The following is a 13,687-nucleotide window of genomic DNA, read 5'->3' as shown; positions in this document are numbered from 1 at the left end:
TCCAGCAGGCGCAGGACGGGCTCGTCCGACGGACACGGCGCGCGGACGGCGTCGAGCGCGCGACGGCAGCGTTTCGCCCGGAGCTGCCGCGCGAACCGGCAGCGACCAAGGGGCCATGATGAACCAGGAGAACCTCGCTCCAACGACAGTGTTCCAGGGTCGCTACGAGATCCTCTCTTCGCCCCAGGAGACCGCCCTCGCCGCGGTCTACCACGGACGGCAGATAGCGGGCGGACAGCCGGTCGTCCTCGAGGTCGTGCGCATCCTGCCGGAGGGGAGCTCCGAGGACATCGCGCGACGGCGCCGCGCGCGCTTCGTGCGGGAGATGAACCGCCACGCGCGGCTCCGCCATCCAGGCATCGCCCGGCTCGTCGACGCGGGGCAGACGGACGACGGGCGGCTCTATGCGATCTTCGAGCGCGTCCCCGGGCAGAGCCTCGCCGAGCTGCTGTCGGCGCAGGGCGCGCTCGATCCCCGGGAGGCGCGGCGCCTGATGCGGCAGGTCCTCGACGCGCTCGCCTTCGCGCACCGGCAGGGCATGGTCCACGGCGACGTCAGGCCGGCCCACGTGATGGTCGTGCCCTCCGGGGCGGAGCGGAGCGCGCTGCTGTTCGGCTTCGGCTTCGGCAACGTCGCCGCGGGAGCATGCGTCGCCGAGGGCGAAACCCGCCTCTCCGGCACCGGGATCGTCGGCTCGCTGGCCTACGCGGCGCCCGAGCAGCGCCGGGGGTTCCCGCCGACCGCGCGCTCGGACCTGTACGCCTGGGGGCTCGTGTTCCTCGAGTGCCTGACGGGCCGCCGGCCGGGATGCGGGACGTGCCCGGACGGAGCTGCGCTCCCCCCTCCGGAGAGCGGTGAGCCCGCCCGGATCCCGCGCGCGCTCCTCGAGCACCCGCTCGGCGCCATCCTGCGACGCGCGACGATCGAGGACGTCACGGCGCGGGACGTCACGGCCGACGACCTGCTCACAGCGCTCGACGCCTGCGACGTCGACGGCCTCCGCCGGGAGGACCTGATCCTGAAAGACGCGCCAGACGGCGCCGAAGCGGAGCGACGGGCGGAGGCGGCCGGGGCAGCGCCGGCCGCGTCGGGGCGAGACGCGGCCGTCCGCCGTGACGACCCGGGCGCGTCGGGGCGAGACGCGGCCGGCGCTGCCCCGGGCGCGTCGGGGCGAGACGCGGCCGTCCGCCGTGACGACCCGGGCGCGCCCGGGACCTCCATCGACGAGCCCGCGCGCAGCTGCGTGCTCACCGAGGTCCCGACCAGCCCGGTATCCAGCCCGGGGAGGCGCGGCGCAGCGCCTCCCCGGGCCGGCGGCGCGGGGGCGAGCGCGGAGCCCGCCGCCGGCCGCCTGCACCCGAAGGCCGGCGACGTCATCAAGCACTACGAGATCATCCGCAAGGTGGGCCGGGGCGGCATGGGCGTCGTGTACCTGGCCCGCGACACGAGCCTCGGCCGCCGCGTCGCGCTCAAGCTCCTCCTCAGCTACACCGGGCAGAGCATCGAGCGCTTCCTGGAAGAGGCGCGGGCCACGGCGCGCTGCAAGCACGAGAACATCGTCGTCATCCACGAGGTCGACGAGATCGATGGCTGTCCCTACCTCGTGCTCGAGTACATCAAGGGTCGCTCGCTGCGCGAATGGATGATCCAGCGCGAGCAACCCGGCGCGTCCGGGCCGCCGGCCGCCGCCGGTACGCCGTCTGGCCCGGGCGCGGCCGGCGCCGTGATCGAGATCATGATCCCTGTCCTTCGCGCCCTGGCCTGCGCGCACGGACGCGGGATCGTGCACCGCGATCTGAAGCCGGAGAACATCCGCATCGACGACGCCGGGTGCATCAAGGTGCTCGATTTCGGCCTCGCCAAGTGGATCGACGCGCGCGTGGCCCCGCCCTTCACGAGCGCCCGGGCGGCGCTCGCCAGAGGCGCAGGCCGGCGCCGGAGGAGCACGATCGCCGGCACGCCGGGCTACATGGCGCCCGAGCAGCTGCTGGGCGGGGACGTCGATGGCCGCACCGACCTCTGGGCCGTCGGCGTCCTCCTCTACGAGCTGCTCACGGGCGAGCATCCGCTGCGCCCGTTCTCGCTCGCGCGGCTCCCGGAGATCATGAACCTCGAGCTCCCCATGCCCAGCCTGCGCGAGCGGCACCCGGAGCTGGGCGCGCTCGGCGCCCTCGTCGACCGCTGCCTCAAGAAGCGCAAGGCCGAGCGCATCGGCTCGGCCAGGGAGCTGCTCGCCGAGCTCGAGGCGCTCGCGCCTGGCCGGAGGGCGCTCCGGCTGGCCGAGGACGACAGCCCGTTCGCCGGCCTGTCCGCCTTCCAGGAGGCCGACGCCCCGCGCTTCTTCGGCCGCGAGCGCGAGGTCGCCGCCGTGGCGGCGCGGCTGCGCAGCGAGGAGCTCGTCGTCGTGGCCGGGGCCTCGGGGGCGGGCAAGTCGTCGTTCGTGCGCGCCGGCGTGATCCCGGCGCTCAAGCGCTCGGGCAGCCGCTGGGCAGCGTTCATCCTGCGCCCGGGCCGCCGCCCGCTGTCCGCGCTCGTCGACGTGCTGGAGCAGCTCGCCGAGGCGGAGCCCGCCGGCGCGGCGGGCTCGCCCGAGATCCGCGATCACGACGAGCTCGTCGGCGTGCTGCGCGCCCAGCCCGGCTACCTGGGCGCGCGGCTGCGCGCGCGCTGTCGACGCGAGGGGGCGAGTCGCCATGTCCTGCTGTTCGTCGACCAGTTCGAGGAGCTCTACACGCTCGGCGCCTCCCCGGAGGAACGGGCTGTGTTCACCGCCTGCCTGGAGGGCGCGGCCGACGACGCCTCGTCGCCCCTGCGCGTGCTGCTCGCCGTCCGCTCGGATTTCATCGAGCGCATGGCCGATGACCAGGGGTTCACCGGCGACGTGACCCGGGGGCTCTGGTTCTTGCCGCCGATGGGGCGCGCCGGCCTGCGCGAAGCCTTGATGGCGCCGCTCGAGGCGGCCGGGGTTCGCTTCGAGGCCGAAGGGACGGTCGAGCACATGCTCGGCGCGCTCGAGAGCACGCGGAACCCGCTGCCGCTCCTGCAATTCACGGCCATGAAGCTGTGGGAGGCGCGGGACCGCGAGCGCCGGCTGCTCACGCAGGGCAGCTACGAGCAGCTCGGCGGCGTCGCCGGCGCCCTCTCCGCCCACGCGGACGCGGTGCTGCTGGCGCTGCCACAGGGCGAGCAGCGGCTGGCCCGGGCGGTGTTCCTGCGCCTCGTCACGCCCGAGCGCACGCGCGCCGTGGTGAGCCTGGACGAGCTCCGCGACGCCGCGCAGGGCGGCGCCGGCGACGCGGTGACGCAGGTGATCCAGCGCCTCGCGGGCGCGCGGCTCCTGCTCATCGAGGCCGGCGACGAGGAGCCCGGCGGCGCGCGCGATCGCACGAGGGTGGAGCTGGTCCATGAGTCGTTGATCGACAGGTGGCCCAGGCTCGGGCACTGGCTCGCCGAGAGCGAGAAGGACGCGCAGTTCCGGGCCCAGCTGCGCGCCGCGGCCCAGCAATGGGAGGCGAGCGGCGAGGCCGAAGGGCTGCTCTGGCGCGACCGCGCCGCGGAGGACGCCCGCGCCTGGTACAGGCGCCGCCGCGACGAGCAGGGCGACGGGTGGCGCGCCGGGCTCGGCGGCCGCGAGGAGCGCTACCTGCTCGCCGTGGTGGCGCACTGCGAGCGGGCGCGCCGCCTGCGCCGGCGGCTCACCACGGGGGTGATCGCCGCGCTCACCGCGTTCGCGATCACGGTGTCGTACCTGGCGGTCCGCGCCAACCAGCAGGCCATGCGCGCGCGCAACGCGGCGCGCGTGGCCGCGGCGCGCGAGCTCGAGGCCGATCCCACGAGCGTGCTCGCGCTGCTGCGCGAGGTCGAGCCGCCCGACCAGCCGCGGGGGTGGGCCGCCCTCGCGCGCTGGGCGCTGTACAGCAGGATCGCGCGCGCGGTGCTCGTCCACCCGGAGGGCGTGCTGGACGCGGCCTTCAGCCCCGACGGGAGGCGCGTCGTCACCGCGTCGTCCGACAAGGCCGTGCGGGTGTGGAACGCCGACGGCACCGGCGAGCCCCTCGTCCTCCGCGGCCACGACGAGCGGGTGAACTCCGTGGCGTTCAGCCCCGATGGCAAGCGCATCGTCACGACGTCGTGGGACAGGACGGCGCGGGTGTGGAACGCCGACGGCACCGGCGAGCCGCTCGTCCTCCGCGGCCACGACGATCGCGTCTATTCGGCGGCGTTCAGCCCCGATGGCAAGCGCATCGTCACCGCGTCGTCCGACAGGACGGCGCGGGTGTGGAACGCCGACGGCACCGGCGAGCCCCTCGTCCTCCGCGGCCACACCGATCAGGTCTACGCGGCGGCGTTCAGCCCCGACGGGCGGCGCATCGTCACGGGATCGCAGGACAGAACGGCGCGGGTGTGGAACGCCGACGGCGCCGGCGGGCCCCTCGTCCTCCGCGGCCACGACGAGCGGGTGTATTCCGTGGCGTTCAGCCCCGATGGGCGGCGCATCGTCACGGCGTCGTGGGACAGGACGGCGCGGGTGTGGAACGCCGACGGCACCGGCGAGCCCCTCGTCCTCCGCGGCCACGACGACCGCGTCTATTCGGCGGCGTTCAGCCCCGATGGCGAGCGCGTCGTCACCGCGTCGCAGGACGAGACGGCGCGGGTGTGGGACACCGACGGCACCGGCGAGGCCTTCGTCCTCCGCGGCCACGACGACCAGATCTATTCCGTGGCGTTCAGCCCCGATGGCAAGCGCGTCGTCACCGCGTCGCTCGACAGGACGGCGCGCGTGTGGGACGCCGACGGCACCGGCGAGCCCCTGGCCCTCCGCGGCCACACGGATCGCATCTACGGGGTGGCGTTCAGCCCCGACGGCCGGCGCGTCGCCGCCGCGTCGCTCGACCGCACCGCGCGGGTGTGGGACGCCGACGGCAGCGGCGAGCCCCTCGTCCTCCGCGGCCACGACGACGCTGTCATCTCGGCGGCGTTCAGCCCGGATGGCCGGCGCGTCGCCACCGGGTCGGCCGACAGGACGGCGCGGGTGTGGGACGCCGACGGCACCGGCGAGCCCCTCGTCCTCCGCGGCCACACCGACCAGGTCTACGCGGCGGTGTTCAGCCCCGACGGCCGGCGCATCGCCACCGGGTCGTGGGACCGGACCGTGCGGGTGTGGAACGCCGACGGCACGGGCGAGCCGCTGGTGCTTCGCGGTCACGAGGATCGGATCTACGCGGTGGCGTTCAGCCCCGACGGGAGGCGCATCGTCTCCGGGTCATCGGACAACACCGTCCGGGTGTGGAGCGCCGACGGCACCGGCGAGCCCGTCGTCCTCCGCGGTCACGACGGCGTGATCAACGCGGTGGCGTTCAGCCCTGACGGCCAGCGCGTCGCCGCCGCGTCCTGGGACAGGACCGCGCGGGTGTGGCGCGCCGACGGCACGGGCGAGCCGCTGGTGCTTCGCGGTCACGAGCACTGGGTGCTCGGGGTGGCGTTCAGCCCCGACGGCGAGCGCATCGCCACCGGGTCGCAGGACGCCACGGTGCGGGTGTGGAACGTCGACGCCACGGGCGAGCCGCTGGTCCTCCGCGCCTCCGATTCGCCGATCAACGCCGTGGCGTTCAGCCCGGAGGGCCAGCGCATCGTCACCGCGGCGGACGACGCGGTGGTGCGGGTGTGGACCGGTCTCGAGGAGCTCCGCGACGTCGACGATCCGAAGCTGTGGGCCGCGACCACCTACTGCATGCCCGTCGATCGGAGGATGGACCTCCTCCGCTTACCCGGGGCCATGGCCCGCGCGAACCGGGAAGCCTGCCTGCGCCGTGTCGAGCTGGCCCGCCCCGCTGCCCAGGGGGAGCGGTGAGCCTCTGGCAGCAGCGCTCCACGCGGCGCGATGAGGCGCGCCGGTGCCGGACGACGGGTGGAGTTCGCTCTATAGGAAGCAGCGACGGGGCGCGGCGCTGGCCGCCCGCGAGCCCGGCCGGCCACCTCGTCTCGCTCTATCGCAGGCGCGGGGCGGGCTCGACCGACGGGCTCGCCGCGCGGACGCCATCGAGCCGTGATGCGAGCGCTCCGGCAGAAGCTGCCGCGCGACCGGCAGCGACCAAGGGGCCATGATGAACCAGGGGAACCTCGCTCCAACGACATTGTTCCAGGGTCGCTACGAGATCCTCTCTTCGCCCCAGGAGACCGCTCTCGCCGCGGTCTACCGCGGGCGCCAGATAGCGAGCGGGCAGCCGGTCGTCCTCGAGGTCGTGCGCATCGTGCCGGAGGGGACCTCCGAGGAGATCGCGCGACGGCGCCGCGCGCGCTTCGTGCGGGAGATGAACCGCCACGCGCGGCTCCGCTATCCAGGCATCGCCCGGCTCGTCGACGCCGGGCAGACGGACGACGGGCAGCTCTATGCGGTCTTCGAGCGGGCGCCCGGGCAGAGCCTGGCCGAGCTGCTGTCGGCGCAGGGCGCGCTCGATCCCCGGGAGGCGCGGCGCCTGATGAGGCAGGTCCTCGACGCGCTGGCCTTCGCCCACCGGCAGGGCATGATCCACGGGGACGTCCGGCCGGCCCGTGTGATGGTCGTGCCCTCGCGGGCAGAGCGGAACGCGCTGCTGTTCGGCTTCGGCTTCGGCAGCGTCGCCGCGGAAGCGCGCGTCGCAGAGGGCGGAGCCCACCGCTCCGGCACCGGGATCGTCGGCTCGCTGGCCTACGCGGCGCCCGAGCAGCGCCGGGGGTTCCCGCCGACCGCGCGCGCGGACCTGTACGCGTGGGGGCTCATGTTCCTCGAGTGCCTGACCGGCAGCCGGCCAGGCCGCTGGAATTGCCCGGACGGAGACGCGCTCCTCCACCCCGAACGCGACGAGCCCGCCCGGCTCCCGCGCGCGCTCCTCGATCACCCGCTCGGCGCCATCCTGCGACGCGCGACCATCGAGGACGTCGCGGCCCGGGACGTCACGGCCGACGGCCTGCTGTCGGAGCTCGACGCCTGCGGCGTCGACGGCCTCCGCCGGGAGGACCTGATCCTGAAGGACGCGCCATACGGCGCCGAAGCGGAGCGACGAGCGGAGTCCGCCGTCGCTGCCGCGGCCGCGTCGGGGCGAGGCGCGGCGATCCGCCGTGACGACCCGGGGGCGCGCGAGCTCTCCATCGATGAGCCCGCACGCAGCTGCGTGCTCACCGAGGTCCCGACCAGCCCGGTATCCAGCGTGCGAGCGCGCGGCGCCACGCCTCCCCGGGACGGCGACGCGGGGGCGAGGAGGGAGCCCGTCGCCGGCCGCCTGCACCCGAAGGCCGGCGACGTCATCAAGCACTACGAGATCATCCGCAAGCTGGGCCAGGGCGGCATGGGCGTCGTGTACCTGGCCCGCGACACGAAGCTCGGCCGCCGCGTCGCGATCAAGCTCCTCCTCAGCTACACAGGGCAGAGCATCGAGCGCTTCCTGGAAGAGGCGCGGGCCACGGCGCGCTGCAGGCACGAGAACATCGTCGTCATCCACGAGGCCGACGAGATCCGTGGGTGTCCCTACCTCGTGCTCGAGTACATCAAGGGTCGCTCGCTGCGCGAATGGCTGACCCAGCGCGAGCACCCGAGCGCGCCCGGGTCGCGGGCCGCCCGTACGCCGCCCGGCCCGGGGGCGGCCAGCGTCGCGATCGAGATCATGATCCCCGTCGTGCGCGCCCTGGCCTGCGCGCACGGCCTCGGGATCGTGCACCGCGATCTGAAGCCGGAGAACATCCGCATCGACGACGCCGGGTGCATCAAGGTGCTCGATTTCGGCCTCGCCAAGCGGATGGACACGGCCGTGGACCCGCCCTCCACGAGCGCGCGGGCGGCGCTCGACGGAGACGCCGGCCGGACCCCGAAGAGCACGATCTCCGGCACACCGGGCTACATGGCGCCCGAGCAGCTGCTGGGCATGGATATCGATGGTCGCACCGACCTCTGGGCCGTCGGCGTCCTCCTGCACGAGCTGCTCACGGGCGAGCACCCGCTGCGCCCGTTCTCGTTCGCGCGGCTCCCGGAGATCATGAACCTCGAGCTCCCCATGCCCAGCCTGCGCGCGCGGCGTCCGGAGCTGGGCGCGCTCGGCGCCCTCGTCGACCGCTGCCTCAGGAAGCACAAGGCCGAGCGCGTCGGCTCGGCCAGGGAGCTGCTCGCCGAGCTCGAGGCGCTCGCGCCTGGCCGGAGGGCGCTCCGGCTGGGCGAGGACGACAGCCCGTTCGCCGGCCTGTCCGCCTTCCAGGAGGCCGACGCCCCGCGCTTCTTCGGCCGCGAGCGCGAGGTCGCCGCCGCGACGACGCGGCTGCGCAGCGAGGAGCTCCTCGTCGTGGCCGGGCCCTCGGGGGCGGGCAAGTCGTCGTTCGTGCGCGCGGGCTTGATCCCCGCCTTGAAAGCGGACGGGGACCGCTGGGAGGCGTTCGTGCTGCGGCCAGGGCGCCGGCCGCTGTCCGCCCTCGCCGACGTGCTGACGCAGGTCGCCGAGGCGGAGCGCGCGAGCGGGGCGACGGCGGTGACCGCGGGGACGGCGGCGACGGCCAGAGGCGACGCGAGGGCCCGGTCGCCCGAGCTCCCCGATCACGACGCGCTGGTCGCCACCCTGCGCGCCCAGCCCGGTTACCTGGGTGTACAGCTGCGCGCGCGCTGTCGACGCGGGGGGCCAGCGCGCCGGCTCCTGCTCTTCGTCGACCAGTTCGAGGAGCTCTACACGCTCGGCGCCTCCCCGGACGAACGGGCGGTGTTCATCTCCTGCCTGGAGGGCGCGGCCGACGACGCCTCGTCGCCCGTGCGCGTGCTGCTCGCCGTCCGCTCGGATTTCATCGAGCGCATGGCCGATGACCAGGGGTTCATCAGCGACGTGACCCGGGGGCTCTGGTTCTTGCCGCCGATGGGGCGCGCCGGCCTGCGCGAGGCCCTGACGACGCCGCTCGAGGCGGCCGGGGTTCGCTTCGAGGCCGCCGGGATGGTCGAGCACATGCTGGGCGCGCTCGAGAGCACGCGGAACCCGCTGCCGCTCCTGCAATTCACGGCCATGAAGCTGTGGGAGGCGCGGGACCGCGAGCGACGGCTGCTCACGCAGGCCAGCTATGAACGGCTCGGCGGCGTCGCCGGCGCCCTCTCCGCCCATGCGGACGCGGTGATCTCGGCGCTGCCGTCGCGCGAGCAGCGGCTGGCCAGGGAGGTGCTCCTGCGCCTCGTCACGCCCGAGCGCACGCGCGCGGTGGTGAGCCTGGACGAGCTCCGCGACGCCGCGCAGGGCGGCGAGGGCAGCGCAGGGGACGCTGTGGCGCACGTGATCCAGCGCCTCGCGGGCGCGCGGCTCCTGCTCATCGAGGCCGGCGACGAGGAGCCCGGCGGCGCGCGCGATCGCACGAGGGTGGAGCTGGTCCACGAGTCGTTGATCGACAGGTGGCCCAGGCTCGGGCAGTGGCTCGCGGAGTGCGAGCACGACACGCAGCTCCGGGCCCGGCTGCGGTCCGCGGCCCAGCAATGGGAGGCGAGCGGCGAGGCCGAGGGGCTGCTCTGGCGCGAGCGCGCGGCGGAGGACGCCCGGCGATGGGTCGAGCGCCGGCGCGCCGAGCGGGGAGCCGGCTGGCGCGCCGGGCTCGGCGGCCGCGAGGAGCGGTACATCCTGGCCGTCGTGGCCCTGCACGAGCGAGCGCGGCGGCTGCGGCGGCGGCTCACCGCGGGCGTCATCGCCGCGCTGGGCGCGGTCGCGCTCGTGGTGTCGTGCCTCGCGGTCCGCGCCAGCCAGCAAGCCACGCGCGCCGATCAGGAGGCGGCGCGCGCGCAGGTCGAAGCCCGAGATGCACGCAATGCGACCCGCATGGCCACGGCCCGCGAGATGCAAGCCGATCCAACGACCGTGCTCGCGATCGTGCGCGAGGTCGAGCCGCCCGACGTGCCGCGAGGGTGGGCCGCCCTCGCGCGCTGGGCGCTGCACGGCGGGGTCGCGTGCGCGGTGCTCGATCACCCCGACGGGGTCATGCGTGCGCGCTATAGCTCCGACGGCAAGCGCATCGTCACGGCGTCATGGGACGGGACCGCGCGCGTGTGGAGCGCCGACGGCACGGGCGAGCCCCTCGTCCTTCGCGGCCACCGAGATCAGGTCCGGTCGGCAGAGTTCAGCAACGACGGCAAGCGCATCGTCACGGCGTCATGGGACGGGACCGCGCGCGTGTGGAGCGCCGACGGCACGGGCGAGCCCCTCGTCCTTCGCGGCCATGAGGGTCGGGTCTATTCGGCGGTGTTCAGCCCGGACGACGAGCGCATCGTCACGGCGTCATGGGACGGGACCGCGCGCGTGTGGAACGCCGACGGTACGGGCGAGCCCCTCGTCCTTCGCGGCCATGAGGACGGGGTTTACTCGGCGGCGTTCAGCCCCGATGGGGCGCGTGTCGTCACGGCGTCGCAGGACGGCACCGCGCGGGTGTGGAGCGCCGACGGTACGGGCGAGCCCCTCGTCCTCCGCGGCCACAAGGGTGGAGTCTACTCGGCGGCTTTCAGCGCCGATGGCACGCGCATCGTCACCTCGTCCTACGACAAGACAGCACGGGTGTGGAACGCGAGGGGCACGGGCGAGCCCCTCGTCCTTCGCGGCCACGAGGATGGAGTCTACTGGGCGGAGTTCAGCCCGGATGGCAAGCGCATCGTCACCGCGTCCTACGACAAGACAGCACGGGTGTGGGACGCCCGCGGTACGGGCGAGCCGCTGATCCTCCGCGGCCACGACGAGGCGGTCATGTCGGCGGCATACAGCCCTGATGGCAAGCGCATCGTCACCGCGTCCTACGACAAGACAGCACGGGTGTGGAACATCGACGTCACGAGCGAGCCCCTGCTCCTCCGTGGCCACGGGAACGGGGTCCTGGGGGCGGCCTTCAGCCCCGACGGCAGACGCATTGTCTCCGCGTCCTATGACAAGACCGCGCGGGTGTGGAACGCCGACGGGACGGGCGCGCCCCTCGTCCTTCGCGGTCACGAGGAGCGGGTCCAATCAGCGGCGTTCAGCCCCGATGGCAAGCGCATCGTCACCGCGTCGGGGGACAAGACGGTGCGGGTGTGGCGTGCCGATGCCAGAGGCGAGCCCCTGGTCCTTCGTGGTCACAAGGAGCGGACCTATACGGCGGCCTTCAGCCCCGACGGCAAGCGCATCGTCACCGGCTCGCAGGACAAGACCGCGCGGGTGTGGAACGCCGACGGCACCGGCGAGCCCTTGATCCTTCAAGGCCACGAGGCCGGGGTCTACTCGGCGGCGTTCAGCCCTGACGGCAGGCGCATCGTCACCGCCTCGTACGACAAGACCGCGCGGGTGTGGAACGCCGACGGCACCGGCGAGCCCGTGGTCCTTCGTGGCCACGAAGCTGGGATCTACGCGACGGCGTTCAGCCCTGACGGCAAGCGCATCGTCACCGCCTCGTACGACAAGACCGCGCGGGTGTGGAACGCCGACGGCACCGGCGAGCCCGTGGTCCTCCGCGGTCATGAGCGTTGGGTCCTGGGTGCGGCATTCAGCCCCGACGGTGGGCGGATCGTCACCGGCTCGCAGGACAAGACCGTGCGCGTATGGCGCGCCGACGGGACAGGCGAACCACTGATCCTTCGCGTCGACTCCGCCGTCAACAGCGCGGCCTTCAGCCCCGATGGGAAGCGCATCGTCGCCGCGGCCGACGACAAGATCGTGCGGGTGTGGTCCGACCTCGAGCCGCTCCGCGGCATCGACGACCCGAAGCTGTGGGCGGCGACCACCTACTGCATGCCCGTCGAGCGGAGGATAGACCTCCTCCGCGTGCCCGAGGCCATGGCCCGCGCGAACCGGGAAGCCTGCCTGCGCCGCGTCGAGCTGGCCCGCGCCGCTGCCCCGGCGCTCCGCCCCGACACGGCTGCTCCAGCGATCACGCCAGCCGCTCGGTGACGAGCATGCCCCGCCGCCGCGCCCACACCCAGCCTGTTTCCTTCCTCGACGCCGCTCGAGCTCCTGACGGCACGAGCGTGCCACTGCCGAGCCTGCCAGCCCCATCGGCCCATCGAACGATTCGAATCTTCAGGTTTCATCGAATCCACCGAAATGCTGGAACAGGAGCCTCTCGGACCGGTCGAACGTCGGAGACGTTCGACACGATCCCTGACGCCCATGGCGGCCTCCCCACCCCCTCTTGCACGGCGCAGGGAGGCTCGGTAATGTCGCGGATCAGCGTCAGTTGATCCCGCGGGCACCGGAACTCCAGGAGGATCAGACCATGTTCGACTCCGCCGGACACGCAGGCCGTCACGCCGTTGTCATCGGCGCCGGCATCGCCGGGCTCATCGCGGCTCGCGTCCTCGCCGACCACGTGGAGCACGTCACCGTGCTGGAGCGCGATCGCCCGTCGCCCGAGGGCGACGCGCGCAGGGGCGCCCCGCAGGGCCGCCACGTCCATCTCCTGCTCGCGGGCGGGAGCCGCGTCGTCGAGCGGTACTTCCCGGGCATGGGCGCGGACCTCGCGGCGGCGGGCGCGCCGGGGGGCGACTGCGGCCTTCGCACGATCATCCACTTTCCCGCCTGCCTGATGCCGCGCCGCCGCCTCGGCTTCGACGTCTGCTTCGCGAGCCGGGCGCTGCGCGAGCGCATGATCCGCGAGCGCCTGGAGCGCGACGCGCGGATCACCTTCCGCGACGGCGCGGTCGTCAGGGGCCTGCTCGGCGAGCGCGAGCGGGTCGCGGGCGTGCGGCTGCGGCAGGGCGCCGGGGGCGACGAGGCGCTGCGCGCCGACCTCGTCGTGGCCGCGTGCGGCCGCGAGGCGCCGGTCCCGGCCTGGCTCGAGGAGATCGGCTGCGGCGCGCCCCGCGAGGAGGTCGTCGACGCCCACCTCTCGTACGCGTCGCGCTGGTACCGGACGCGCTCGGCGGACACGCGCGACTGGGATCTGGTCATCGACATGCCATCTCCCCCGCACCGCCCGCGGGGCGGCGCCGCCATGCGCCACGAGGGCGGCCGGTGGCTCGTGACGCTCCAGGGCATCGCCGGAGCCCGGGCGCCCACCGGAGACGCGGAGTTCGTCGCGTGGGCCCGCTCCCTCCGGCTGCCGGAGATCCACGCCTTGCTCCAGGACGCCGAGCCGCTCTCTCCCATTCACGGCTTCGGGAGGACGGCGAACCGGCGGCGCCATTTCGAGGAGATGGCGCGCTTCCCGGAGGGGCTCGTCGTGCTCGGCGACGCCGCGGCGGCCTTCAACCCCGTCTACGGCCAGGGCATGAGCGTCGCGGCGCTCGGCGCGCAGGAGCTCGACGCGTGCCTGCGCGCGCGGGCGGGCGCGCAGGGCCTCGACGGGCTCTCGCGGTGCTTCCAGCGGCGGCTCGCGCGCCTCACGGACATGCCCTGGCAGTTCGCGGTCGGCGAGGACTTCCGCTGGCCCGAGACCGTGGGGCGGCGCCCGGGCGCGACGCAGCGGCTCGCGCGCGCGTATTCGGACCAGGTGATCCGGCTCGTGGAGGGCGACGCCGAGGCGGGCCGCACGCTGATGCGCGTCCTGCACTTCCTCGACCCGCCCGCGGCGCTGTTCCGGCCCGCGCTCGCGGGCCGCGTCATCGAGCGCGCGGCGGGGCCTGCGCTCGCGGGCGCGCGCAGCCTGGCGGGGGGCGCCGCCGCGCGGCTCCTCACGCTCGCCGAGCGCCGGGGCGGCGGGGGCTGACGCGCGCGGCGAGGGGCCCGCCGGCGTCCCGGGTCCG

Annotated in this window: 3 protein-coding genes; all 3 read left to right on the top strand. The window is 74.5% G+C overall.

Features of this window, described 5'->3' with window-relative positions; genetic code table 11:
• Nucleotides 1-115 precede the first annotated feature (115 nt).
• Nucleotides 116-5,851: an nSTAND1 domain-containing NTPase gene (locus WMF24_RS01430; RefSeq protein ID WP_437734533.1), complete on the top strand. Its 5,736-nt coding sequence runs from the start codon at nucleotides 116-118 to the stop codon at nucleotides 5,849-5,851.
• 250 nt (nucleotides 5,852-6,101) lie between these two features.
• On the top strand, nucleotides 6,102-11,894 hold the full coding sequence (locus tag WMF24_RS01425; protein ID WP_437734532.1) for an nSTAND1 domain-containing NTPase: 5,793 nt from the start codon (nucleotides 6,102-6,104) through the stop codon (nucleotides 11,892-11,894).
• A gap of 325 nt (nucleotides 11,895-12,219) precedes the next feature.
• Nucleotides 12,220-13,650, top strand: a complete 1,431-nt coding sequence (locus WMF24_RS01420) for an FAD-dependent oxidoreductase (RefSeq protein ID WP_437734531.1) — start codon at nucleotides 12,220-12,222, stop codon at nucleotides 13,648-13,650.
• The last annotated feature ends 37 nt before the right edge of the window (nucleotides 13,651-13,687 follow it).

Origin of the sequence: Sorangium sp. So ce1335 (assembly GCF_051521615.1) — a bacterium.
GTDB lineage: Bacteria > Myxococcota_A > Polyangia > Polyangiales > Polyangiaceae > Sorangium.
This window is presented reverse-complemented; position numbering and strand designations above follow the sequence as displayed.

What these genes read in the sequence shown, in the direction of transcription:
- WMF24_RS01430 (WP_437734533.1), top strand. Translation starts at nt 116, where the DNA reads ATGATGAACCAGGAGAACCTCGCTCCAACGACAGTGTTCCAGGGTCGC.
- WMF24_RS01420 (WP_437734531.1), top strand. Translation starts at nt 12,220, where the DNA reads ATGTTCGACTCCGCCGGACACGCAGGCCGTCACGCCGTTGTCATCGGC.
- WMF24_RS01425 (WP_437734532.1), top strand. Translation starts at nt 6,102, where the DNA reads ATGATGAACCAGGGGAACCTCGCTCCAACGACATTGTTCCAGGGTCGC.